Source organism: Streptomyces sp. PL-25 (assembly GCF_058344915.1).
On sequence record NZ_CP136997.1, the window covers coordinates 2,791,797 to 2,817,541 of the forward strand.

Consider the following 25,745-nt stretch of genomic DNA (forward strand, 5'->3'; position numbering starts at 1 on the left):
GGACAGTGCTCGGACGTTCGACGAGGACGAAGAACGGGGCAGTGATGCGCAGCACGAGCGGCACCATCCGGACCGTGCGGTCCGCCAGGTCCACCACCCGAACCACCCGATCCAGCCGGTCCACCCGCACCAGCCGCACCAGCCGCACCAGCCGCACCAGCCGCACCAGCCGCACCAGCCGATCCTCCGCCAGGCTCGCGGCGGTCGCCGTCGCCGGGGCGCTGGCGCTCTCCCTGACCGCGTGCGGCGGTTCGGACGACGACAAGAAGACCGACGCGAGCCCCAGCAGCGGCGCGACCGGCGGGGACGGCGGGAGCGGCGCCACCGTCACCCTGCCCAGGCTGGACGGCGCCTCCCTGGAGGTCGCCGCCGTCTGGACCGGCGCCGAGCAGGCCAACTTCAAGAAGGTCCTCGCGGAGTTCACCCGGCGCACCGGCGCCAAGGTCACCTTCGTCCCCGCGCAGGACCCGATCGTCAACTTCCTCGGTTCGAAGATCGCCGGCGGCCAGCCGCCGGACGTGGCGCTGCTCCCGCAGCCGGGCGCCGTCAGGCAGGCCGTGGAGAAGAAGTGGGCCAAGCCGCTCGGCGCCGAGGCACAGGCGCAGCTCGCCAAGAACTACTCGCAGGGCTGGCAGGACATCGGCAAGGTCGACGGCAAGCAGTACGCCGCCTACTACAAGGCCGCCAACAAGTCGCTGATCTGGTACAACGCCAAGGTCTTCGAGAACGCCGGGGCGGGCGAGCCCAAGACCTGGAAGGACCTGCTGGCCACCGCGCAGACGGTCTACGACTCCGGGGTGACCCCGTTCTCCGTGGGCGGCGCCGACGGGTGGACCCTCACCGACTGGTTCGAGAACGTCTATCTGTCCCAGGCGGGCCCGGAGAAGTACGACCAGCTCGCCCAGCACAAGATCAAGTGGACGGACCCGTCCGTCAGGCAGGCCCTCACCACGCTCGCGCAGATCTGGTCCAGGAAGGACTATGTCGCGGGCGGGCAGAGCGGCGCGCTCCAGGTGGAGTTCCCGGCGTCGGTCACCCAGACCTTCACCGGCGGCGACCAGCCGAAGGCCGCCATGGTCTACGAGGGCGACTTCGCGCAGGTCAACATCGGCGAGACCAAGGCGAAGGTGGGCACGGACGCCAAGGTGTTCCCGTTCCCGGCCGTGGGCGCGAGCGCACCGGTGGTCTCCGGCGGCGACGCGGCGGTGATCTTCAAGGACTCCAAGGCGGCGCAGGCCCTGGTCACCTTCCTGGCCTCGTCGGACGCGGCGACCATCCAGGCGAAGCTCGGCGGCTATCTCTCGCCGAACAAGAACGTGCCGGAGTCGGCGTACCCGAACGACGTGCAGCGCAAGATCGCCAAGGCGCTGGTCGCGTCGGGCGACGACTTCCGCTTCGACATGTCCGACCAGGCCCCGCAGGCGTTCGGCGGCACGCCCGGCAAGGGCGAGTGGAAGGACCTCCAGGACTTCCTGAAGAACCCGTCGGACGTCGCGGGCGCCCAGGCGAGACTGGAGAAGGACGCGGCGGCTGCGTACGGCGGCGGGAGCTGATCCGGCGATGACGCCGGCCGCCGCCGAGGGGGTCGCCGGGAGCACCGCGTCCCCCTCCGCCCCTCCGCCGAAGCGCAAGAGCGTGACCGGCACCCGCAGGACCGTGGCGGTGCTGTTCCTGCTGCCCGCCCTGGTACTGCTCGGCGCGCTCGTGGTCTACCCGATCGGGTACTCGCTCGTCCGCAGCTTCTACGACTCCTCGGGCGACTCCTTCGCCGGGTTCGACAACTACCGGGCCCTGTTCACCGACGACGGCATCCGCACCGCGCTGAAGAACAACATCATCTGGGTGGTGGCCGCCCCGGCGGTGGCCACCGCGCTCGGGCTGGTCTTCGCGGTGCTGACCGAACGGGTGCGCTGGGGCACGGCGTTCAAGCTGGTCGTCTTCATGCCGATGGCCATCTCGATGCTCGCGGCCGGGATCATCTTCCGGCTGGTCTACGACCAGGACCCGGACAAGGGCGTCGCCAACGCGGTGTGGGTCGGCGTCCATGACACGTTCGCGCGGTCCTCGGCGTTCCCGAAGGCCCACCCGGGCCGCGACTCGCCGCTCAGGCCCGACCACGGCGGCTTCCTCACCACGGAGCCGGTGCACACCGGCCGGCCGGTGGCGCTGCCGCTGGTCGGGGTCGCCCCCGACCAGATGCCGGACGGCGCGAAGCGGGCCGTCGAGGCGACGGCCGATCCGGGGAAGATCACCGGCACCGCCTGGCAGGACTTCACCCGCGGCAAGGGCGTCGGCCGGCCCGGCGCGGTCGACCCGTCCGAACTGGGCTACGACGGCATGCGGATCGAGGCGGTCAAGGGCGGTTCGGTGGTGGCCCGCACGAAGGCCGCGGCCGACGGCACCTTCACGCTGCCCGCCGCGGCCGACGGCGCCCTGCTGCGGCTGCCCGCCGACAACTTCAAGGCCCCGTACAACGGCGTGGACTGGCTGGGCCCGTCGCTGGTCACCCCGGCCATCATCGGCGCGTACGTGTGGATGTGGGCCGGGTTCGCCATGGTGCTGATCGCAGCGGGGCTCGCGGGCGTGCCGCGGGAGCTGCTGGAGGCCGCCCGGGTGGACGGGGCCAACGAGTGGCAGGTGTTCCGCCGGATCACCGTGCCGCTGCTGGCGCCGGTGCTCGCGGTCGTCGCGGTCACTCTGATGATCAACGTACTGAAGATCTTCGACCTGGTCTTCATCATCGCGCCCGGCTCCTCGCAGGACGACGCCAACGTGCTGGCCCTGGAGCTGTACCGCAAGGGCTTCTCCGAGGGCCGCCCCGGCGTGGCCAGCGCGATCTCGGTGTTCCTGCTGCTCCTGGTGATCCCGGTGATGGTGTTCAACATGAGGCGACTGCGGCGGGAGGTGCGGCGATGAGGGCACCCCACACGTTCTGCCGGGGGTCCGGGGGTCGCCCCCCGGATGGACACAGCAACATGCGGCGGCTGCGGCGGGAGGTGCGGCGATGAGGGCATCCCACACGTTCTGCCGGGGGCCCGGGGGTCGCCCCCCGGATGGACACAGCAACATGAGGCGACTGCGGCGGGAGGTGCGGCGATGACGGCCGAGGCGGTCACCGAGGCGCGGGCGGTGCCCGCCGCGCCGCCCGCGCGGGCCCGTCGCCCGCTCGGCTCCCGGCTCGCGGAGATCGCGGGCGGGAGCGTGGTGCGGGTGTTCCTGATCCTGGTGGGCCTGTTCTGGCTGGTCCCCACGATCGGGCTGCTGCTGTCCTCGCTGCGCTCCCCGGAGGACATGAGCGCGAGCGGCTGGTGGACCGTGTTCACCCGGCCCTCCCAGCTGACCTTCGGCAGCTACCGGAAGCTGCTGGAGAACGGCGACATCACCCACTCCCTGCTCAACACCGCCCTGATCACCGTCCCGGCGACGGTCCTGGTGGTCGTGGTCGGCTCGCTGGCCGGCTACGCGTTCGCCTGGATGGAGTTCCCGGGCCGCGACTGGTGGTTCCTGGCCGTGGTGGGCCTGCTGGTCGTGCCGGTGCAGGTGGCGCTCATCCCGATCGCCGAACTCTTCGGGAGGATCGGCCTGTTCGGGACCATCTTCGGGGTGATCCTCTTCCACACCGGCTTCGGACTGCCGTTCGCGGTGTTCCTGCTGCGGAACTTCTTCGCGGAGATCCCGCGCGAACTGCTGGAGGCGGCCCGCCTCGACGGCGCCGGCGAACTGCGCCTGTTCGCCCGGGTCGTGCTGCCGCTGGGCGGGCCGGCCATCGCGAGCCTCGGCATCTTCCAGTTCCTGTGGGTGTGGAACGACATGCTGGTCGCGCTGGTGTTCACCAAGTCCGGCACCCAGCCGATCACCGTGGCCCTGCAGACCCAGGTGCGCCAGTTCGGCAACAACGTCGACGTGCTGGCGCCGGGCGCGTTCATCTCGATGGTGATCCCGCTGGCCGTGTTCTTCGCCTTCCAGCGGCAGTTCGTGTCCGGCGTGATGGCGGGCGCGGTCAAGTAGCCGCGCGGGCGGCCGCGTACGGCGCAGGGGGCGGACCGGCACCGGTCCGCCCTCTTCCGTTCACCCACGGTCCCCCATATGCCGTAGCGAACCGTAACCCATTCACTCCATCGGCCGTTTCCGGGCACGGCAGCACCGACCGCCCGCGCGACCCTTGGATGTCCCGTTGCCCAGGTTCAGTGTCATCGTCCCCGCGTACCGGGTCCAGGCGTATCTGCACGCGTGCCTGGAGTCCGTGCTCTCCCAGTCCTTCATGGACCTCGAACTGATCGCCGTGGACGACTGCTCGCCGGACGCCTGCGGGGAGATCATCGACGAGTTCGCCGCCCGCGACCCGCGCGTGCGCGCGATCCACCTGGCGGAGAACCAGGGCCTGGGCGCCGCCCGCAACGCGGGCATGGCCCGCGCCACCGGCGAGTACCTGCTCTTCCTGGACAGCGACGACACCCTCACCCCCGAGGCGCTGTGGGCGATCGCCGCCCGGCTCAAGGAGACCGGCGAGCCCGACGTCCTGGTCTACGGCTTCGCCCGCACCGACTGGACCGGCCGGCCCGTGCCCGATCCGGCCGGCGGCCTGCTGTGCCAGGAGGGTCCGGCGCCCTTCCGGCTGGCCGACCGCCCCGACCTGCTGCGGGTGCTGATGGTGGCCTGGAACAAGGCGTACCGGCGCGACTTCGTGCGCCGCGAGGAACTCGCCTTCCCGGACGGCTACTACGAGGACACGCCCTGGACGTACCCGGCGCTGCTGGCGGCCGGGTCGATCGCGACCCTGGACCGGGTCTGCGTGCACTACCGGCAGCGGCGCCGGGGCAGCATCCTGGGCACCACGAGCCGCCGCCACTTCGATGTCTTCGCGCAGTACGACCGGGTCTTCGCCTTCCTGGACCGGCGCCCCGAACTGGCCGCCTGGCGGCCGGTGCTGTTCCGGCGCATGGTCGACCACCTCACCACCGTGTTCACCCGCCCCGGCCGGCTGCCGCGCGGCAGCCGCGCCGAGTTCCTGCGCCTGGCCCGGACGTACTACCGCCGGCACCGCTGCCCGGGGGCCCGCCTCGCCCCGCGGACCCGGCTGCGGCACGCCCTGGTCCGGCTCGGCCTGCACCGCGTCTTCCGCGGGCTGCGGCTGGCGATGACCCTGCGCCGCCGGGTCGCAGGCGGCGGCCTGCGGTGCCTGCGGGCACTGCGCGCCGCCCTGCTCCAGGCGCACTACCGGATCCAGCTGTGCCTGCCGGTGCGCGCCGACCGTGCGGTGTTCGCCGCGTACTGGGGGCGCGGGCACGGGTGCAGTCCGGGGGCGCTGGAGGCGGCGTTCCGCGCGCTGGCGCCGCACATCCGCACCGCGTGGATCGCCCGGCCCGGCCACCACGGCCGCACCCCGCCCGGCACCCGCCGGCTCACCCCGGGCACGGCCGCGTACTGGACGGCGCTGGCCCGCTCCAAGTACCTGGTCAACAACGTCAACTTCGACCGCCGCCTGGTCAAGCGGCGCGGCCAGGTGTTCGTGCAGACCCAGCACGGCACCCCGCTCAAGCACATGGGCCTGGACCTCCAGGAGCACCCGGCGGCGGCCCGCGGCATGGACTTCGCCGAGCTGCTGCGCGGCGTCGACAAGTGGGACTACGTCGTCTCCGGCAACCGGCACACCACGCTGACCTGGGAGCGCGTCTACCCGGGCCGGTACACCACGCTGGAGTACGGCTGCCCGCGCGACGACGTCTTCCAGCGGGCGACCTCGGCGGACGTGGCGGCGCTGCGCGCGTCCCTGGGCATCCCGGACGACGTGGTGGCGCTGCTGTACGCGCCGACCCACCGCGACTACCGCCGCACCCAGCGGCCCGCGCTGGACCTGGAGCGCTTCGCGCACCGGCTGGGCCCCCGCTTCGTCGTCCTGGCCCGCGCCCACTACCTGGCCGAGGCCCCGCTCACCGGCGGCCCTGCCCCGTCGGCGCACCGGGCCCCGGCGGCGGGCGGCCGGGTCGTCGACGTCAGCGGGCACCCGAGCGTCGAGGAGCTGTGCCTGGCCTCCGACGTCCTGCTCACGGACTACTCGTCGATCATGTTCGACTACGCCGTGCTCGACCGCCCGATCGTGCTGCTGGCCGACGACTGGGCGGCGTACGAGGCGGCCCGCGGCACCTACTTCGACGTGCGCGCCCAGCCGCCCGGCGCGGTCGCCCGCACCGCCGACGAACTCGTCGACATCCTCACCGGCGGCCACTGGCACGGCTCCCGCTCCGCGCAGCTGCGGGCCGCCTTCCGGGAGCGGTTCTGCCCGCTGGACGACGGGCGCGCCGCCGAGCGGGTGGTGCGCCATGTGGTGCTCGGGCAGCGGGACGAGGCGGCCGGGCTGCCGCCCGTCGTGCCGCTCGCCGAGCGCCGTCCGGTGCCGTCGCGGGCCGCGGCCCTCCGGGCCAGGTCCCGGCTGGCCACCGTGCCGCCGCCCGCGGGCCCCCAGGCCGTCCATGAGAGCCACTGAGCCGTCCACGCGAGCCACTGAGAGAGAGCAGGATGCCCCGCTTCAGCATCATCGTCCCGTCCCACGGCGTGGCGGGCAGGCTGTCCCTGGCGCTGGACTCCGTCCTCGCCCAGTCCTACGGCGACTTCGAGCTGATCCCGGTCTGTGACGGGCCCGGTGCCCCGGCCGCGGGCGTGGCCGCCGACCGCGCCCGCCGGGACTCGCGGGTGCGGCCGGTGCACTCGCCGCCGTCCGCCGGTCTCGGCGGCGCGCGCAACGCGGGGACGGCCGCGGCGACCGGCTCCTATCTGCTCTTCCTGGACGGCGACGACGTGCTCGCGCCGGGCGCGCTGACCGCGCTGGCCGGGCGGCTGGCCGAGACCGGCGACGTCGACGTGCTGTACTGCGCGCACGAGCGGACGCCCTGGTGGGAGGGGACGGCCGAGCGGGTGCCCCCGGCCGGGGACGCGGACGGAGAGCTGCCCGACGGCGTCTTCGCGCCCGCCGACGCCCCCCGGCTGACCGGGGCGGGGCTGCCCGCGTGGAGCGCCGTCCACCGCCGGGCCTTCGTGAGCGTCCACGGCCTCGCCTTCTCCTGCGGCCACCACACCGACCTCGGCTGGGGCGTGCGCGCGGTGCTCGCCGCCGAGCGGGTCGCGGTGCTGCGCGAGAGCGTCGTACGGCATCTGCTGCGCCGCCAGGGCAGCCGGCTCGAACTCCCGGGCGAGCACCACTTCGACCTCCTCGACCAGTCGGAGCGGGTGCTCGTCCGGGCCACGGAGGCGGGCCTGGCCGCCGAGCGGTACGTGCCGCTGTTCGCGCACGTCATGGAGCTGGTGGTGGCGACGGCCCGGCATCCGGAGCGGCTGCCCGCCGGGCGCCGCCGGGCGTTCCTGCGCGCCGCCCGCGCGCTGTACCGCGCGCACCGCCCGGCCGGGTTCCGGCCGCCCCCGGGCGCCGCGGGCGCGGCGCACCGGCTGCTCGCCGCCGGCGCCCACCCGGCGCTGCGCGCGCTGGGCGCCGCCGCCGGGCCCGCCGGACGGGCCGCGCGGGCGGCCCGTACCGCCGCCGCTGCCCTGCGCCGGGTGCGCGCCCGCCTCGGCTACCGCTGGCACCTGCGCCGGCCGCTCGACGAGCGCCTCGTCGTGTACTGCGCGTACTGGGGGCGCGGCTACGCCTGCAATCCGGCCGCGCTGCACGCCAGGGCCCGCGAACTCGCCCCGCATCTGCGGGGGGTGTTCCTGGTCGAGCCGGGCCAGGAGCACACCCTGCCCGAAGGTGTCGACCACGCGGTGACCGGCAGCCCGCGCTACTGGAAGGTGCTGGCCCGCGCCAAGTACCTGGTGAACAACGCCAACTTCGCGGACGCCGTCGTCAAACGGCCCGGCAGTGTGCACCTTCAGACCCAGCACGGCACCCCGCTGAAGACGATGGGCTGCGACCAGTCGGTGTACCCGGTGGTCGCGGCGCAGTCGGGCAGCTTCACCCGGCTGCTGCGCCGGGTGGACCGCTGGGACCACAACCTGTCCGCCAACCGGCACTCCACCGAGGTGTGGGAGCGGGCCTTCCCGGGCGCGTACGAGACGCTGGAGTACGGCTATCCGCGCAACGACCTGCTGCTGACGGCCGGTGCGCGGGAGGTGGCCGCGATCCGGCGCGCGCTGGGCGTGCCCGAGGGCGCGACGGCCGTGCTGTACGCCCCCACCCACCGCGACCACCGCACCGGCTTCGCACCGGGCCTGGACCTGGAGGAGTTCTGCGCGGCGGCGGGTGACGACGTCGTCGTCCTGCTGCGCGCCCACTACTTCTACGACCGGGGCGGGCGCGCGGGCAGCGGCCGGGTCATCGACGTGACCGGGCACCGCTCCACGGAGGAGGTGTGCCTGGCCGCCGACGCGCTGGTCACCGACTACTCGTCGATCATGTTCGACTACGCCGTCCTGGACCGCCCGGTCGTCGTGTACGCCGACGACTGGGAGGTGTACCGCGAGACGCGGGGCGTCTGCTTCGACCTGCTGGAGACCCCGCCGGGGCCGGTGGCGCGCACCCCCGGCGAGCTGGTCGGCCTCTTCCGCGACGGCGCGTTCGCCGGGCCCCGGTCGGCGGCGCTGCGGGCGGCGTTCCGTGAGCGGTTCTGTGCCTTCGACGACGGGCGGGCCGCCGAGCGGGTGGTGCGCCGGGTGTTCCTCGGCGAGCCGGAGGAGGCGCTGCCGCCCGTGGTCCCGCTCGCCGCGCGCACCCCGGCCCCGGCCGCGGTGCCCTTCCCGAGGTCCGCCGCCCCGTTCGTGAGGAGCTGACGACAGCAGTGCCCCGCTTCAGCATCATCGTCCCCTGTTTCCAGGTGCAGGGCTTCCTGCGCGAGTGCCTCGACTCGGTCCTCGGGCAGTCCTTCCGGGACATCGAGGTGATCGCCGTCGACGACTGCTCCCCGGACGGCTCCGGCGCGATCCTCGACGAGTACGCGGCGCGCGACGCGCGCGTGCGCGTGCTGCACCTGCCGGAGAACGCCGGTCTGGGCCGCGCCCGCAACGCGGGGGCGGAGCGGGCCACCGGCGACTTCCTCTTCTTCCTCGACAGCGACGACACGCTCACCCCGGGCGCGCTGCGCGCCATGGCGGACCGGCTGGCCGAGACCGACGACCCGGACGTGCTGGTCTTCGACTACGCGCGCACCTACTGGTGGGGCGGGACGCGCCGCAACGCCCTGGCGCGGGTGCTGGCCGAGGCGGGCGGCGCGGGGACCTTCACGGCGGCCGAGCGCCCGGAGATCCTCGATCTGCTGATGGTGGTGTGGAACAAGCTGTACCGGCGCGACTTCGTCGACAAGCACGGCTTCGCCTTCCCGCCGGGCTACTACGAGGACACGCCCTGGACCTTCCCGGTGCTGCTCACCGCGGACCGGATCGCCGCGCTGGACCGGATCTGCCTGAACTACCGGCAGCGCCGGCAGGGCAGCATCCTGTCCACCACCAGCCGCAAGCACTTCGACATCCACGACCAGTACGAGCGGGTGTTCGCGTATCTGGACGACCGGCCCGACCTGGCGTCCTGGCGGCCGTACCTGCACCGCAAGGCGGGCGAGCACTGCCTCGACATCCTGGCCAAGCCGGACCGGGTGCCCCCGGCCGACAAGGCGGAGTTCTTCCGCCGCACGGCCGAACTGTTCGCCGCGCACCGGCCCGCCGGGGCGCCCGTGCCCGACGGACTGCGGGTCCTGGAGGGCGGGTACGCGGCGTACGCGCTGCGGCGGCAGGCCGCGCGGGCTCGGCGGGAGGCGGGCCGCCGGGCGCGGCAGGTCCGCCGGGTCGCGGCGCGCCGGGCCAAGGACGGCTGGGGCGCGCTGCACGCCCGCCGGCCGCAGGCCGAGGACCTGGTCCTGTACTCGGCCTTCTCGCACCGCGGGGTGCTCGGCGACCCGGCCGCGGTGTACCGCAGGGCCCGGGAGATCGCCCCGCAGCTGCGCGGGGTGTGGGTGGTGCGCGACCCCGAGCGGGCCCGGCGCGCCGGTCTGCTGCCGCCCGGCACCGAGTACGTCGTGCCCGGCGGTCCGCGCTTCCGGGAACTCGCCGCGCGCGCCGCGTACTTCGTCAACAACGTCAACTGGCCCGACGTCCCCGACAAGCGGCCCGGCAGCGTGCACATCCAGACGCACCAGGGGACGCCGCTGAAGTACATGGGGGCCGATCTGCTGGGCAAGCCCGGCGCCCGGCACGGCGTGGACGTCCCGGGCATGCTGCGCCGGGCCGACCGCTGGGACCACAGCCTGGTCGCCAACCGCCACTCCGAGCTGGTGTGGGAGCGGGCCTACCCGTGCCGCTTCGGCTCCGCGCGCACCGGCAGCCCGCGCAACGACATCCTGGTGGGCGCGGCGCCGGACGCCGGGGCGGCGGTGCGCGCCCGGCTCGGCGTCCCGGCGGACCACACCGTGGTGCTGTACGCGCCGACCCGCCGCGAGTACCGGCGCGGCGGGCACGTCGAGCGGTTCGATCCCGCCCGGCTCGCCGCCGACCTGGGCGAGGGGCACACCCTCGTGGTCCGGCTGCACCCGTCGCTCGCGGCCGGTCCGGCGCGCGGTCTGGGCCTGGCCGAGCTGCACCGGCGCGGGGTGCTGGTGGACGCGACGGACGAGCCGTACGCGGAGGACGTGCTGCTCGCCGCCGATGTGCTCGTCACCGACTACTCCGCCCTGATGTTCGACTACGCCAACCTGGACCGGCCGATCGTGGTGCACGCCGACGACTTCGACGCGTACACGGCGAGCCGGGGCGTGTACTTCGACGTGCGGGCCGAGCCGCCGGGCCATGTGGCGCGCTCCTACCGCGAGCTGGCGTGGCTGCTGGCGTCGGGGACCTGGCGGGACGCGGAGTCGGCGCGGCTGCGGGCGGCGTTCCGGGCGCGGTTCTGCGAGTTCGACGACGGCTGGGCGGCGGAGCGGGTGGTGCGCACGCTGCTGCTGGGCGAGCGGGACTGGACGCCGCCCGCGTCCGCCCCGGCCACCGCGCGGACGGCGCCGGGCGGCGGCGCCCAGGTGCCCGCGCAGGCGTCCGGGCACGACCGGCTCGCACCGTCCTGAGCGTGCGCGCCCGGGTCACTCGATGACGAGGTCGACCGGGATGTTGCCGCGGGTGGCGTTGGAGTAGGGGCACACCTGGTGGGCCTGCTCGACCAGTTCGCGGCCGGTGGCCTCGTCCACGGTGTCGGGCAGCTCGACGCGCAGGGTGACGGCGAGCGCGAAGCCCTCGCCCTGCTTGCCGAAGGCGACCTCGCCGGTGACCGCGGCGTCGCTCACGTCCACCTTGGCCCGGCGGCCGACGACGGCGAGGGCGCCGGCGAAGCAGGCCGCGTAGCCGGCGGCGAACATCTGCTCCGGGTTGGTGCCCTGTCCGTCGCCGCCCAGCTCCACGGGCGCGGCGAGCTGCACGTCCAGCTTGCCGTCGGAGCTGTAGGCGCGGCCCTCGCGGCCGTGGGTGGCGGTGGCGACGGCGGTGTAGAGCGTGTCCATGGCGATCCAGCCCTCTCGGAAGACATCGGTGTGCGTTTCCGCGGTTCCTGCGGTTCTTGCGGTCCCCGCGGTTCTTGCGCCATGAGTAGAGCACACAATTAAGTTGTGCACAACTGAATGACGCGCGAGGTACCTCGGGTACCCTGAGGCACATGACGACCGAGGTACCGCGGCCCCCCGCCCCCGACGAGGAGTGGCTGCGCCTGGACCACCAGATCTGCTTCGCGCTGCACGCCGCCTCGCGCGCCTTCACCGGCGTCTACCGCTCGCTCCTGAAGGACCTGGGCCTGACCTATCCGCAGTACCTGGTGATGCTGGTGCTGTGGGAGCGCGGCGAGACCCCCGTCAAACAGCTGGGCGAGCGGCTGCGCCTCGACTCCGGGACCCTCTCCCCGCTGCTCAAGCGGCTGGAGGCGGCCGGTCTGGTGACCCGGGAGCGCAGCGCGCACGACGAGCGGTCGGTCCGGGTCCGGCTCACCGCCGAGGGCACCGCGCTGCGCGGGCGCGCGGCTCTCGTGCCGCCCCGGATCATGGCGGCCACCGGCCTGGGGCTGGACGAGATCGAGGATCTGCACGTCCGCCTCGCCCGGCTCACCGACGCCCTGGACTCGGCGGTGCCGGGCCCGTCCGGGCCCGCGGCCGGCGCGGCGGACCCGGGGGGCACCGCGCACTGCGGCTGAGCCGCCGCCCCCGGCGGACGGGCGCGGCAGGCCGCGCTCCCCCAGGCCCGGAACACCCGTTTCACCGCACCTACCGCCTTCTTACCCGCCTGTGGCCGTGTATCGGCACGGACAGGGCATTCGCGCGTTCTACGATCCGCGGTGATGAGTGCCTTCCGGAGCGTGCCGCGGCCACCGGCCCGTGCCTCGACGCGACACCGCCTCCTCGCCCTGGCGGCCGCCTGGCTCCTCACGCGCGCGGCGACACTGACCCTGCTCGCCCACGACACGCTGCCCCCGCTGGGCGGCGGCGCCGTGGCGCGCGAGGTGTGGAAGCTGTACCACCACTGGTACCTGGTGCTGGCGCACGGCGCCTTCCCCGCGCACGACCCGCTCTGGCAGTACCCGCCGGGCGCCGCACCGGTCCTGCTCTCCCCCGCGCTGCTGCCCTGGCTGACGTACTTCCAGGCGTTCGTGGCGCTCGCCCTGGCCGCGGACGCGGTGATCGCGGTGGCCCTGGCCCGCGAGGGCACCCGGCCGGACGGCAGTCTGCGCGGCGCCCGCTACTGGACGCTGGGCCTGCCGCTGCTGCTGCACGTCCCGCTCGCCCGCTACGACCTCCAGGTCACCGCCTTCGCCGTGCTCGCCCTGCTGGCCCTGCGCCGCTCCCCCCGCGCCTGCGGGGCGCTGGCCGCACTGGGCGCGCTGATGAAGGTGTGGCCCGCGCTGGTGCTGCTCGGCACGCCCCGGGGCCGTACGACCCGCTCGGCGTGGACCTGGGCGGCCGGGACCGGCGCGCTCGCCGCGCTGGTGCTCGCCGCGGTGTTCCGCAACCCGCTGGCCTTCCTGCGCGGGCAGGGCGGGCGCGGGGTGCAGATCGAGTCGTTCGGCGGCACCCTGCTCGCCCTGGCGACCCACGCCGGCTGGCCGGGCGTCGTCCGCTACCGCTACGGCTCGCTGGAGTTCACCGGGCCGTACGTCACCACCGTGGCCCATGTCTTCCTGGCGCTGTCCGCCGCGGCCCTCGCGCCGCTGCTGCTCTGGCGCGTGCGCGCCCGGCGCCGGGCCCCCGACACCCCCTGCGACGCCGCGCTGAGCGCCACCCTGCTGTTCACCGTGACCAGCCGGGTGATCAGCCCGCAGTACATGATCTGGCTGCTCGGACTCGCCGCGGTGTGTCTCACCTCACGGCACACGACCCAGCGTCCCGTCGCCGCCCTGCTCGCCCCGGCCTGCCTGGTCAGCGCGGTCGCCTATCCCACGCTCTACGGCCAGGTGGAGGCCTCCACCTGGGCCGGGTGCGCGCTGATGCTGGCCCGCAACGGCCTGCTGGCGGCCGCCACGGTAGTCTCGTTCGTCCGGCTGTGGCGCTCGACGGAGGCAGCGGTGCCGCACGTCGAACCTGAACGGAGGGCGACCGTCTCTCTCACGGGACGCTAAGTTCCTCTTAACGGGGGATTACCGACCGCACCTACGATATTGGGCCGTGGACTCCATGCACCCGCACCCCCACCCGCACCAGGCCGCCCATGTGGGCGTCGTCGTCATCGGCTACAACGACGTCGACCGCATAGGGCACGCGGTTCGTTCGGCACTCGTCCAGGGCCCCATGGTCCGCGAGGTGATCGCTGTCGACGACTGCTCGACGGACGGCACCTACGAGCTGCTCGTCCGCCTCGCGGAGGGGGAGCCGAGACTGAGAGTGATCCGCCACGAGACCAACAGCGGCGGCTGCGGCACCCCGCGCAACACCGGCATCGACGCGGTGACCGCGCCCTATCTGATGTTCCTGGACAGCGACGACGTCCTGCCGCCGGGCGCGGTGGACGCGCTGCTCACCACGGCGGAGCAGGAGCACGCCGAGGTCGCGGGCGGCCTGTGCGTACGCCGCGAGCTGCCCTCCGGTCTCGAGGTGGCCTGGGAGGAGGAGCTGTACGCGCACAGCCGGGTCCTCACCAGCCCCGCGGAGATGACGGACCTCGTGCACGACACGCTGTGCGTCAACAAGCTGTACCGCACCGACTTCCTCCGGGAGCACGCGGTCCGCTTCCCGGAGGGCCGCTTCCCCTACGAGGACCTGGTCTTCGCCGCCCGCGTCCTGGCCGCGGCGCCGCGCGTGGCCCTCGTCCCCGACCAGGTGTACGTCTGGCACGTGCGCCGGGAGGCGGAGCAGCTGTCCATCTCACTGGACCGGGCGCACATCCGGAACTGGCAGGCGCGCGCCGAGGCCGCCCGGCAGGCGTACGAGATCCTGCTGAACGCCGGGCGCAAGGAACTGGCGCGGGCGGCCCGCGCCAAGTTCCTCGAACACGAGCTGCGCATGTACGCACGCGAGCTGAGCCTGCGCGACGCCGGGTACCGGCGGGCCTGGTGGACGCACACCCGGGCCTATCTGCGGGGGTACGACGCGGCCGACTGGACGAGCGAGCCGACCGCGCCGGGTCGGCTGCTCGCCCGGGTGATCCTGGCCTCGCCCGAACCGCGCGACCTGCCGCGCCTGAAGGAGCTCGCCGCCCGCCCGGAGCGGCTGTGCCCGCCCTACGTACGGGACCGGCACGGTGTGCCCATCTGGTCGGAGGACCTGCCCCAGCTCACCCTGGAGCCCTACCTGACGCGGCCGGCCCATCTGCTGCCGCTCGCCGTGGACGCGGCACTGCGCCCCCGCGCGCGGGGCGCCACCCTGCTGCGGCTCCGGCTGCACGAGATGTACGGCGGGGTGGCGCAGGCGGGCCCGCGGACGCTGGAGGTGGAGTGGGTGCACCGCGAGGCGGGCCGCTCCGCGCAGCGCACCACGGTCGCCCTCCGGCCGGACACCGGCGACACCTGGCGGGCCGAGACGTTCGTGGACCTGACGGCGCTCGGCGCGGGCACCTGGGACCTGCAACTGCGGGTGTGCTTCGCCGACGGCACCTCCCGCGAGACGACGGGGCACGCCTGGGCCGGTCCCGGGCTGCTGCGCCGGACCGTCCTGCCCAACCTGCGCTTCGGCATCCTGCTGGTCCAGCCCTACGCCACGCACTCCGGTGCGCTGGCCCTGCGCCTGGCGACCGGCTGGCGCGGTGCCGCGGCCATCCTGCGCGGCAGGCTCCGCCGGCTGCTGCGCCGGGGGGCCGGGTAGGACACGCACCTCTCACGTACCGAGCACCACAGCACCACCCGGGCCAACTGACGAGGAGACGCCCACCATGACCTGGCTGATCACCGGAGGCGCCGGCTACATCGGCGCCCATGTCGTTCGCGCGATGACCGAAGCGGGCGAGCGGGCCGTGGTCTACGACGACCTGTCCACGGGCATCGCCGACCGCGTGCCGGACGGTGTCCCGCTGGTCGTCGGCTCCACCCTGGACGGCGAACGGCTGAAGCGGACCCTGGCCGGGCACCGGATCACCGGCGTCGTCCACCTGGCGGGCAAGAAGCAGGTCGGCGAGTCCGTCGAGCTGCCCCTGCACTACTACCGGGAGAACGTGGAGGGCCTGCGCGTCCTGCTGGAGGCCGTGACGGCGGCCCCGGTGGACGCCTTCGTCTTCTCCTCCTCCGCGGCCGTCTACGGCATGCCGGACGTGGACCTGGTCACCGAGGAGACCCCGTGCGCGCCCCTGTCGCCGTACGGGGAGACCAAGCTGGCCGGCGAGTGGCTGGTGCGCGCGACGGGCCGGGCGTGCGGGACGGCCACGGCCTCCCTGCGCTACTTCAACGTGGCGGGCGCGGCCACTCCCGAGCTGGCGGACACCGGCGTCTACAACCTCGTGCCCATGGTCTTCGAGAAGCTGACGGAGGGCGAGGCACCGCAGATCTTCGGCGACGACTACGCCACCGGCGACGGCACCTGCGTGCGCGACTACATCCACGTGGTGGACCTCGCCGAGGCCCATGTCGCCACGGCCCGCGCGCTGCGCGCCGCCCCCGGCCGCGACCTGACCCTGAACATCGGGCGCGGCGAGGGCGTCTCGGTGCGCGAGATGATCGACACGATCGGCTCGGTGACCGGTCACCACCGCGCCCCGGTGGTGACCACGCGCCGCCCCGGCGACGCGGCCCGTGTCGTCGCCTCCGCCGACCGCGCCGCCGCCGCGCTCGGCTGGAAGGCCCGCCACGACGTCCAGGACATGATCACGTCCGCCTGGGCGGGCTGGGTCCGCCACCACCCCGGGACGGCCGGCGCCTGACGGTCGCGGCACGGCCCGCCCGGACGGCCCCGCGGCGGGCCCCGTCGCCGCCGCGCTCCCGCGGGCGCGCGGCGCCGTGCCGTGGGCGGGCGGCCGGACCGCTCGCGCACCGGCGGCCGGCCGGTGTCACAGGGCCTTGAGCGCCTCGGCCGTGCCGCGCGCGAGCGCGCTCAGATAGCCCTTGGGGAGCTTGGGCGTACGGATCACGACCGCGCGCCAGTACAGCGGGCCGGAGATCAGGTCGAGGGCCAGGTCGTGGTCCACACCGGCACCGACCTCCCCGCGCGCCTCCGCCGCCGCGAGGATGCTGCTGGCGACGCCCTCCTGACCGGCGCGCAGGGCCTTCTGCACGGCCTCGGCGAGATCGGGGTTGCGGGCCGCCTCGGCCTGGAGGTCGGGCAGGATCTGCGAGGCCACCGGATGGCGCAGGGCGCGGGAGGTCACCTCGTAGAGCATGCGCAGGTCCATCTCCAGGGACCCGGTGTCGGGGGCGGGCAGGCCCTGGACGGCGAGCGCGGAGACGACGTCGAGCACCAGGTGCAGCTTGGAGCGCCAGCGGCGGTACACGGCGGTCTTGCCGACGCCCGCGCGCCGGGCGATGCCCTCGATGGACATGCGCGCGTAGCCGACCGAGGCGAGTTCCGCGAAGACGGCAGCCCGGATCGCGTCCGTCACGTCCTCGCGGAGCACGGCGGCCCCGGCGGGAGCGCGACGGCGCGGGCGCGTCTGGGGTTCGCCTGCGTTCGTCGTCATGCCGCCCAGCATAGGGCGTTACGACGAAACGGTTGCGTCGCGACGTTACTTGGGCCTACGCTCACGTTGCGACGATACGGTCCCGTCCCGGCGACGTAAAGAGAAGCCGAGGCAACGGGTGGCGGACGCGGAACCGGCAGCCGCGTCACCTCCCCCGGATCCACCCGAATACCCCCCGAACGAAAGCAGCGGATGTGAGTCAGGTCCTCCACACACCGCCCTCGAGCCCGGCGCCCGCCGAAGAAGATCTCGCGGCGCTCGCCGCCCGGCACGGCCTGTCGGTCAGCGGCGCCCGCCCCTCCCTGCCCGCGTACGTGCGCGAGCTGTGGGCACGGCGGCACTTCATCACCGCGTTCGCCACCGCCAAGCTCACCGCCCAGTACAGCCAGGCGAAGCTCGGGCAGGTCTGGCAGGTCGCCACCCCCCTGCTGAACGCCGCGGTGTACTACTTCATCTTCGGCATCCTGCTGGGCACCAGCAAGAACGTGGCGGACTTCGTCCCGTTCCTGGTCACCGGTGTGTTCGTCTGGACGTTCACCCAGAGCTCGATCATGGCGGGCACCCGGGCGATCTCCGGCAACCTCGGCCTGGTGCGGGCCCTGCACTTCCCGCGCGCCGCGCTGCCCATCTCCTTCGCGCTCCAGCAGCTCCAGCAGCTGCTGTTCTCGATGTGCGCGCTCGTGGTGATCCTGCTCTGCTTCGGTGTGATGCCCGCCGCTTCCTGGGCGCTGGCCGTCCCGGTGCTGGTGCTCCAGTTCGTCTTCAACGCGGGCGTGTCGATGGTCGTCGCCCGGCTGGGCGCCAAGACCCCGGACATCGCCCAGCTGATGCCGTTCCTGCTGCGCACCTGGATGTACGTCTCCGGCGTCATGTGGAGCATCGACAAGACGCTCAAGCACAGCAACGTCCCGCACCTGCTCCAGAAGCTGCTGGAGGCCAATCCGGCCGCCGTCTACATCGACCTGATGCGCTTCGCGCTCATCGACAGCTTCAAGGCCCACCAGCTCCCGCACCACGTGTGGGCGTACGCGCTGGGCTGGGCGCTGCTCGCCGGTGTCGGCGGCTTCGTCTACTTCTGGAAGGCCGAGGAGAGGTACGGACGTGGCTGAGCAGGCCGAGCAGACCAGCGAGAACATCCCCACCGTCATCGCCGACAAGGTGGACATCGTCTACCGCGTCCACGGCACGGGCGCCGGGCGCGGCTCGGCGACCGCCGCGCTCAACCGCATCCTGCGGCCCGGGAAGGCCGAGAAGGCGTCGGGCGTGCGCCGGGTGCACGCGGTGAAGAAGGTGTCGTTCGTCGCCTACAAGGGCGAGGCGATCGGCCTCATCGGAACCAACGGCTCCGGCAAGTCCACCCTGCTCAAGGCGGTCGCCGGGCTGCTGCCGGTGGAGAGCGGCAAGATCTACACCGACGGCCAGCCCTCCCTGCTCGGTGTGAACGCGGCGCTGATGAACGACCTGACCGGCGAGCGCAACGTCCACCTCGGCGGTCTCGCCATGGGCATGTCCCGCGAGCAGGTCAGGGAGCGCTACCAGGACATCGTCGACTTCTCCGGCATCAACGAGAAGGGCGACTTCATCTCGCTGCCCATGCGGACGTACTCCTCCGGCATGTCGGCCCGGCTGCGCTTCTCCATCGCCGCCGCCAAGGACCACGACGTGCTGCTCATCGACGAGGCGCTGGCCACCGGCGACCGCTCCTTCCAGCGGCGTTCGGAACGGCGCATCCGCGAGCTGCGCAAGCAGGCGGGCACGGTGTTCCTGGTCAGCCACAGCAACGGCTCCATCCGCGACACCTGCGAGCGCGTGCTCTGGCTGGAGCGCGGCGAACTGCGCATGGACGGGCCCACCGACGAGGTCCTGAAGGAGTACGAGGCGTTCACCAACGCCAAGTAGCCGGCGGCCGGTGGCCGCCGCCCTCGGACTCACCGCGTCACGGCGTACAGCACCTGTCCGCCCGGTCCGCCGGCCACCGGGCGCAGGCCGGGATCCCGCTGCGGGCGGCGGCCGTCGAGGACCCAGCGCACGCGGTACGTGCGCAGGATGTCCCGGCGGGCGCCGCGCGGTGTGCCGCGCGCGAAGTAGCGCTCGGCGGCCCGCTCCCGCCGGGCCGCGTCCGGCAGGAAGAACTCCGGGTAGCCGGGCGCCACGGTGTAGGCGCCGTAGGCGGGCACCAGCCGGGACGGGAAGTCCCGGGCCATCACCACATCGCCGTACCGCACATGCGGGGTGATCCAGTGGTATCCGGTCCAGGGGGGCGTGTAGCGCGCGGCGAGCACGGGGGGCAGCGCGTCCCGTCCCACGACGTATCCCACCACCCCCGCCTGCGCCCAGGCGCCCACGGCGAGCGCGGCGGCCAGCGCCCAGGCCCAGCGCAGGCGCACCGCGCGGCGGCCCCCGCCGAACACCTCAAGGGCGATGGCGAGCTGTGCCGGGACCAGCGCGGCGGGCAGCGCCCGGCCCCAGGAGTAGTGGCCGCTGACGAAGCCCGCCGCGCACACCAGCGCGCCCAGCGCACAGAAGATCACCAGCGGGTCCCGCCGGTCGCGCCGGTACCGCAGCACCAGCGCCGCCACCCCGAGCAGCGCCAGCCAGTACCGGCCCGCGAAGTCCGTGTAGAGGGCGCGGTGCACGCTCGCCAGCCCGTCACCGGCCGAGAACAGCGCGAAGAAGTCGTAGTACGGCCACAGCCACAGCACCAGCAGACCCAGCCCGGCCGCCGCGGCGATCCGCGGCCGCTGGGCGCGCGGCGGCCGGGCGGCGACGACCGTGGCGAGCGCGCCCAGCGTGGCGACCACCCCGGTGAACTGGTGGCAGAGCAGGATCACCGCCCACAGCACGCCGGTGCCCAGCCACACCTCCCAGCCGGCCTGCGCGCGCAGCGTCCGGCTGAGCCACGCCCACAGGTGGAAGGAGAGCCCGAGGGCGAACACGCTGGGGTAGGAGACCGTCAGCGCCAGCGAGTTCAGGGAGAGGAAGCCGCTCCAGTTGATGAGCACGGTGCCCCACAGCAGCACCAGGCTCAGCGCGGCCAGCGCGGGCGCGGCCGGATGCGGGCTCAGTGTCCGTACGTACCGGCGCACGCCGGTGGCCAGGAGCGCGAGTCCGGCGAGCGCGGCCAGCCGCAGCACGAGGAAGACCGACCAGCCGCCGACCCGCGCGACACAGCCGAGCAGCAGCATCCACGGCGAGTAGTAAGGGCTCGGGGTGTCGGCGGCGACGAGCGGGTTGCCGGGGTGCAGCAGGCTGTGCCGCAGGCGTTCGACGGTGGCCGCGTGCATGCCGAGGTCACCGGCCCAGGGCAGCCGGACGATCACCAGGAGCAGCAGGACGAGGAGCAGCGCGACGGCGGCCCGGGGCGCGGCGGAACGTTTCACGCGGCCGACCGGCGGCCGGGACGCCGCTCGGCCGGCGGAACGCGCCTCAGGCGGCGCGGCGCGCATCGCGAGGAAGGACCGGGGCGCGGTGGGCGGCGGAGGCGGTGTACCGAGCGCGTTTCACCATCACGCGCGCAACTTTAACCGAATGATCCTGATTAGCCGGAAAGGCTACCGGACGCCGTGCGGAGTTTCCCGCCCGGCGGAACGAGGCGCCCGGAGCGGCCGGAGCGGACGACGCGAGGGCGCCCCGGGCCGTCCGGCCCGGGGCGCCCTCGTACACCGGCGGTGCGCGCTACGAGTGAGTGCGCAGCAGCGTCCGCATCGTCCTCATGGCCACCGAGAGGTTGGCCAGGTCGAACGCGTCCGAGCCGCGGATCTCCTCCAGGGTGGTGCGGGCCCGGGAGAGGATCGCCGCGTTCTTCTCCTCCCACACCTCGAAGCGCTGCTCCGGCGTGGCGGCGGCGTCGCCCACGGCGAGGACGTCGGCCGTCAGCGCCGCGTGCGCCGCGTACAGGTCCTCGCGGATCGCCGCACGGGCCATGGACTGCCAGCGGTCGGCGCGCGGCAGCTCGATGATGCGGTCCATCAGCTGGGTGATGGCGAGCCGGTCGGCCAGGTCGTAGTACACCTCGGCGACGTCCATCGGGTCCCGGCCCATGCGGTCGGCCACCGAGACGATGTCGAGCGCCGGGAAGGCGGAGGAGAACCCGGCCACCCGCGCGGCCAGTTCGTCCGGGACGCCGGCCGCGGACAGCTCGTCGTAGACCTGCTGGTACCACTCCTGGTCCGCGCCCTTGAGCAGCTTGGGCAGCTGCGCCCACACCTGCTCGACCCGGTCGGCGAAGAACTCCACCGTCTCGCCGAGCTGGAGCGGCTGCGGCCGGTTGTTCAGCAGCCAGCGGGTGCCGCGCTCGACCAGGCGGCGCGAGTGCAGCCGGATACGGGTCTGGACCTCGGCCTCGACCTTGTTGTCCAGCGCCTCGACCGCGTCCCACACCGGTGCCGAGCGGAAGATCGTACGGGCCACGGTCTGCGCCCGGACGATCTCCTCCAGCGACGCCCCGGTCTCCTCGCGCAGCCGGTGCAGATACGTCGTACCACCGGTGTTGACCGTGTCGTTGACCAGGACGGTCGTGGTGATCTCGCGGTTCAGCGGGTGGTGGTCGATCTGCTCCTCGAACCGCTCGCGCAGCTGGGTCGGGAAGTAGGTGTGCAGCAGCCCGCGCAGATACGGGTCGTCGGGCAGCGAGGTGTGCAGCAGCTCCTCGGCGACCGTGATCTTCGTGTACGCCAGCAGGACGGCCGTCTCCGGACCGGTCAGGCCGTGTCCGGCGGCCAGCCGCTCGCGGATCTGGCGGTCGGTGGGCAGGAACTCCAGCGCCCGGTCCAGATGGCCCTCGCGCACCAGGTGCTTCATGAAGCGCTGCTGGGCGTGGACCATGTCCTTGGACTGGGCGAGGGCGTTGGCGATCGCCGTGTTCTGCGCGTAGTTGTTGCGCAGCACCAGCGCGCCGACCTCGTCGGTCATCTCCGCCAGCAGCTTGTTGCGCTGCTTGACGGTCATGTCGCCGTCGGTGACCAGCCCGTTGAGCAGGACCTTGATGTTCACCTCGTGGTCGGAGGTGTCCACGCCCGCGCTGTTGTCGATGGCGTCGGTGTTGACCCGGCCGCCGGTCTGCGCGAACTCGATCCGGCCGAGCTGGGTGCAGCCCAGGTTGCCGCCCTCGCCGACGACCCGGACCCGCAGGTCGCGGCCGTCGACCCGGATGGCGTCGTTGGCCTTGTCGCCGACGTCCGTGTTGGACTCGGTGGACGCCTTGACGTACGTGCCGATGCCGCCGTTCCACAGCAGGTCCACCGGGGCCGTGAGGATGGCCCGCATCAGGTCGGCCGGGGTCATCTTGGTGACACCGTCCTCGATGCCCAGCGCCTCGCGGATGTGCGCGTTGACCGGGACGGACTTCAGCGTGCGCGGGAAGATCCCGCCGCCGGCCGACAGCAGCGCGGTGTCGTAGTCGGCCCAGCTGGAGCGCGGCAGGTCGAACAGGCGGCGCCGCTCGGCGTAGCCGGTGGCCGCGTCCGGGTTCGGGTCGATGAAGATGTGCCGGTGGTCGAAGGCGGCGACCAGGCGGATGTGCTCGCTGAGCAGCATGCCGTTGCCGAACACGTCGCCGGACATGTCGCCGATGCCGACGACCGTGAAGTCCTGCGACTGGGTGTCGACGTCCAGCTCGCGGAAGTGCCGCTTGACCGACTCCCAGGCACCGCGGGCGGTGATGCCCATGCCCTTGTGGTCGTAGCCCGCGGAGCCGCCGGAGGCGAAGGCGTCGCCGAGCCAGAAGTCGTAGGACTCGGCGACCTCGTTGGCGATGTCCGAGAACGTCGCCGTGCCCTTGTCGGCCGCGACCACCAGGTAGGTGTCGTCGCCGTCGTGGCGGACCACGTCCCGCGGGGGCACGACCTCGCCCGCCACCATGTTGTCGGTGATGTCGAGCAGCGCCGAGATGAACGTCCGGTAGCTGGCGATGCCCTCGGCCAGCCAGGCGTCCCGGTCCACGGACGGGTCCGGGAGCTGCTTGGCGACGAAGCCGCCCTTGGCGCCGACCGGCACGATCACGGTGTTCTTCACCATCTGCGCCTTGACCAGGCCCAGGATCTCGGTGCGGAAGTCCTCGCGCCGGTCGGACCAGCGCAGACCGCCGCGGGCGACCTTGCCGAAGCGCAGGTGCACGCCCTCCACCCGCGGCGAGTACACCCAGATCTCGTACGCCGGGCGCGGCGCGGGCAGGTCCGGGATGGCCTGCGGGTCGAACTTCATGGAGACGTAGTCGTGCGGGCGGCCGGCCGCGCTCTCCTGGAAGAAGTTGGTGCGCAGGGTCGCCTTGATGACGGTGAGGAAGGAGCGCAGGATGCGGTCCTCGTCGAGGGAGGCCACCTGGTCCAGGGCCGCGTCCAGCTCTTCGAGCAGGGCGTCGACCAGCTCGTGGCCCGCGCGCTGCCGCTCGGGCGCCATCCGCGCCTCGAACAGGGAGACCAGCAGCCGGGTGGTGTGGACGTTGTTGCGGAGGGTGTCCTCCATGTAGTCCTGGCTGAAGGTGGAGCCCGCCTGGCGCAGGTACTTCGCGTAGGCGCGCAGCACCATGGCCTGGCGCCAGCCCAGTCCGGCGCTCAGCACCAGCGCGTTGAACCCGTCGTTCTCCGCCTTGCCGGTCCAGGCGGCGGCGAAGGCGTCCTGGAAGCGCTCGCGGGCGTCGTCGGCGAGGTAGTCGCCGCCGCCCGCGGGCGCCTTGGGCATGCGCAGACCGAAGTCGTAGATCCAGGCCGTCGTGCGGTCCGCGCAGCGCAGCTCGTAGGGCCGCTCGTCGGTGACCTCCACGCCGAGCCGGCTGAGCACCGGCAGCACCTGCGAGAGGGAGACCGAGCCGCCCTTCTGGTAGATCTTGAAACGGCGCTCCTCGGGGGCGGCGCCGACCGGCTCGTACAGGCTGAGCGCGAACGTCTTGTCGTCGTCGAGCTGCTCCAGGTTGACCAGGTCGGCGACGGCGGCGCGCGGGCTGTGGTCGGCCTTGTAGCCCTCGGGGAAGGCGGCGGCGTAGTGGCGCAGCAGCTCGGCGGCGCGCTCCTCGCCCAGCTCGGCGGTGAGCGCCTCGGCGAAGGCGTCGGCCCAGGAGCGGGCGGCCTCCACCAGCCGGGCCTCGATGCGCTCCTTGTCGGCGTCGGACAGCTCGGGCAGCTCGGTGCCCTGCGGGACGCGGACCACGAAGTGCAGCCGGGACAGGATCGATTCGGTGTTCCAGGCCGTGAAGTCGACGCTGGTGCCGCCCAGCTCCTCCTTCAGGATGTCGATGATCCGCAGGCGCACGCCGGTGGTGTAGCGGTCGCGCGGGAGGTAGACCAGCGCCGAGTAGTAGCGGCCGTACTCGTCCTGGCGCAGGTACAGCCGCAGCCGGCGGCGCTCCTGGAGGTAGAGCACGGAGGTGGCGATCGCCTGGAGCTCGGCGACCGGCGTCTGGAACAGCTCGTCGCGCGGGTAGGTCTCCAGGATCTGGGTGAGGTCGCGGCCGTCGTGGCTGTTGGGCGAGAAGCCGGCGAGGGCGAGGACCTCCTCGACCTTGCGGCGGATCACCGGCACCCGGCGCACCGACTCGGTGTACGCGGCGGACGAGAACAGGCCCAGGAAGCGGCGCTCCCCGATCACCTCGCCGTTCGCGTCGAACTTCTTGACGCCGATGTAGTCCAGGTAGGACGGCCGGTGGACGGTGGCCCGGCTGTTGGCCTTGGTCAGCACGAGCAGCTTGTGCTCGCGGGCCTTGGCGCGGGCGTCGGCGGGCAGCCGCTCGAAGGACGGGCTGACCGGGTGGCTGTCCTCGCCCGCGTGCGGCGGGTCCGAGCGCAGTATGCCCAGACCGGTGCCGGGCACCGCGGCCAGGGTGTCGTCGCCGTGCAGCTCGTACTCGCGGTAGCCGAGGAAGGTGAAGTGGTCGGCGGAGAGCCAGCGCAGCAGCTCGCGGGCCTCCTCGACCTGCTGTCCGGGCAGGTCGGCGGGGACCGGCTCGTCGGGCAGGCCCTCGGCGATACGGATGGCCGCGTCGCGCATCTTCTCCCAGTCCTCGACGGCCTCGCGGACGTCGGACAGGACGCGCAGCAGATCGGCGGTGATCTGCTTGAGGTCGGACCGGTCGGTCTCGCGGTCGATCTCGACGTGGATCCAGGACTCGACGTGCGCGTCGTGCGGCAGCGGCTCACCGGCAGGCGCGGCGGGCAGCACCTCCAGCAGCTTGCCGGTCACGTCGCGGCGGACGACGACCTGCGGGTGGACGACGACGTGGATGCCGCGGCCCTGGCGGGTCAGCTCGTTGGTGACCGAGTCGACGAGGAAGGGCATGTCGTCGGTGACGACCTCGACCACGGAGTGGCTGCACGTCCAGCCGTTCTCCTCGACGGTCGGGGTGTGCACCCGGACGTTGGCCGTCCCCTGCGGGCGGTTCTCGGCCAGCCGGTAGTGCGAGAAAGCGGCTCCGAAGACGTCGACCGGGTCGCGGTCCGCGAGGTCCTCGGGTGCGGTGTGCAGGTAGTAGCGCTGGAGGAAGGCGAGCACACAGTCCCGGTCCGGGGTGCCCTCGCCCGTCATCCCGGCCGGGAGGTGCCCCCCGGCCGGACTGTTCTCAGCTACCCGAACGGCCCTTTCGAGCAACTCGGCCTTGGCTTCGTCCAGCTTGGTCTGCATTGTCCTCTGGCTCCTGTCGCGCGCCGTTGCGTGACGTTGAAGGAAGTACGGTCTCGGCCCTTCCGGCGTGACGTCGCGGTCCGGGGTGTCCG

Annotated in this window: 16 protein-coding genes; 12 read left to right on the forward strand and 4 right to left on the reverse strand. The window is 73.3% G+C overall.

Going from position 1 to position 25,745, the window contains the following annotated elements:
* Positions 1-44 precede the first annotated feature (44 nt).
* The 6 genes from R4Z62_RS12395 (at position 45) to R4Z62_RS12420 (ending at position 11,036) form a co-directional block, all read left to right on the forward strand.
* A complete protein-coding gene (locus R4Z62_RS12395; protein WP_491519831.1) occupies positions 45-1,553 on the forward strand; it encodes an ABC transporter substrate-binding protein in 1,509 nt (502 codons plus the stop codon).
* 82 nt (positions 1,554-1,635) lie between these two features.
* Positions 1,636-2,916, forward strand: a complete 1,281-nt coding sequence (locus R4Z62_RS12400; RefSeq protein ID WP_064537456.1) for a carbohydrate ABC transporter permease — start codon at positions 1,636-1,638, stop codon at positions 2,914-2,916.
* A 180-nt stretch (positions 2,917-3,096) separates the two neighbouring features.
* Positions 3,097-4,008, forward strand: coding sequence for a carbohydrate ABC transporter permease (locus R4Z62_RS12405; protein WP_385504472.1), 912 nt, complete (start codon positions 3,097-3,099; stop codon positions 4,006-4,008).
* A 166-nt stretch (positions 4,009-4,174) separates the two neighbouring features.
* The gene (locus R4Z62_RS12410; protein WP_382849943.1) at positions 4,175-6,484 is read left to right on the forward strand and encodes a bifunctional glycosyltransferase/CDP-glycerol:glycerophosphate glycerophosphotransferase; all 2,310 of its coding nucleotides are present in this window, start codon (positions 4,175-4,177) and stop codon (positions 6,482-6,484) included.
* 32 nt (positions 6,485-6,516) lie between these two features.
* Positions 6,517-8,760 (forward strand): bifunctional glycosyltransferase family 2 protein/CDP-glycerol:glycerophosphate glycerophosphotransferase, encoded by a 2,244-nt coding sequence (locus R4Z62_RS12415; protein WP_491519832.1) that lies wholly within the window; start codon positions 6,517-6,519, stop codon positions 8,758-8,760.
* A gap of 8 nt (positions 8,761-8,768) precedes the next feature.
* Positions 8,769-11,036 (forward strand): bifunctional glycosyltransferase/CDP-glycerol:glycerophosphate glycerophosphotransferase, encoded by a 2,268-nt coding sequence (locus R4Z62_RS12420; protein ID WP_491519833.1) that lies wholly within the window; start codon positions 8,769-8,771, stop codon positions 11,034-11,036.
* A 15-nt stretch (positions 11,037-11,051) separates the two neighbouring features.
* On the opposite strand, the gene R4Z62_RS12425 is transcribed toward R4Z62_RS12420, so the two are convergent.
* Positions 11,052-11,465 carry an organic hydroperoxide resistance protein gene (locus R4Z62_RS12425; protein ID WP_064533409.1) on the reverse strand — a complete coding sequence of 138 codons (414 nt, stop codon included), beginning with the start codon at positions 11,463-11,465 and terminating at the stop codon, positions 11,052-11,054.
* A 152-nt stretch (positions 11,466-11,617) separates the two neighbouring features.
* On the opposite strand from R4Z62_RS12425, the gene R4Z62_RS12430 reads away from it, so the two are divergent.
* From R4Z62_RS12430 to galE, 4 genes are all read left to right on the forward strand, one after another.
* Positions 11,618-12,145 (forward strand): MarR family winged helix-turn-helix transcriptional regulator, encoded by a 528-nt coding sequence (locus tag R4Z62_RS12430; RefSeq protein ID WP_491519834.1) that lies wholly within the window; start codon positions 11,618-11,620, stop codon positions 12,143-12,145.
* 144 nt (positions 12,146-12,289) lie between these two features.
* Positions 12,290-13,564, forward strand: a complete 1,275-nt coding sequence (locus R4Z62_RS12435; RefSeq protein WP_491519835.1) for a glycosyltransferase 87 family protein — start codon at positions 12,290-12,292, stop codon at positions 13,562-13,564.
* Between the two features lie 55 nt (positions 13,565-13,619).
* Positions 13,620-15,242, forward strand: coding sequence for a glycosyltransferase family 2 protein (locus R4Z62_RS12440; protein WP_064537457.1), 1,623 nt, complete (start codon positions 13,620-13,622; stop codon positions 15,240-15,242).
* 67 nt (positions 15,243-15,309) lie between these two features.
* Positions 15,310-16,290, forward strand: a complete 981-nt coding sequence (gene galE, locus R4Z62_RS12445) for a UDP-glucose 4-epimerase GalE (protein ID WP_355477148.1) — start codon at positions 15,310-15,312, stop codon at positions 16,288-16,290.
* 126 nt (positions 16,291-16,416) lie between these two features.
* On the opposite strand, the gene R4Z62_RS12450 is transcribed toward galE, so the two are convergent.
* A complete protein-coding gene (locus tag R4Z62_RS12450) occupies positions 16,417-17,043 on the reverse strand; it encodes a TetR/AcrR family transcriptional regulator (RefSeq protein WP_385504483.1) in 627 nt (208 codons plus the stop codon).
* Positions 17,044-17,237: 194 nt separating this feature from the next.
* Between R4Z62_RS12450 and R4Z62_RS12455 the strand changes: the two genes are divergently transcribed.
* Both R4Z62_RS12455 and R4Z62_RS12460 read left to right on the forward strand, forming a co-directional pair.
* Positions 17,238-18,152, forward strand: a complete 915-nt coding sequence (locus R4Z62_RS12455) for an ABC transporter permease (RefSeq protein WP_064533413.1) — start codon at positions 17,238-17,240, stop codon at positions 18,150-18,152.
* Complete coding sequence (locus R4Z62_RS12460) at positions 18,145-18,942, forward strand: ABC transporter ATP-binding protein (RefSeq protein ID WP_064533414.1); 798 nt, start codon at positions 18,145-18,147, stop codon at positions 18,940-18,942. Before R4Z62_RS12455 ends, R4Z62_RS12460 begins: the two co-directional genes overlap by 8 nt.
* 29 nt (positions 18,943-18,971) lie before the next feature.
* Here R4Z62_RS12460 and R4Z62_RS12465 read toward each other — a convergent pair whose 3' ends face one another.
* The gene (locus R4Z62_RS12465) at positions 18,972-20,489 is read right to left on the reverse strand and encodes a hypothetical protein (RefSeq protein ID WP_491519836.1); all 1,518 of its coding nucleotides are present in this window, start codon (positions 20,487-20,489) and stop codon (positions 18,972-18,974) included.
* 229 nt (positions 20,490-20,718) lie between these two features.
* A complete protein-coding gene (locus R4Z62_RS12470) occupies positions 20,719-25,653 on the reverse strand; it encodes an NAD-glutamate dehydrogenase (RefSeq protein ID WP_491519837.1) in 4,935 nt (1,644 codons plus the stop codon).
* Positions 25,654-25,745 lie beyond the last annotated feature (92 nt).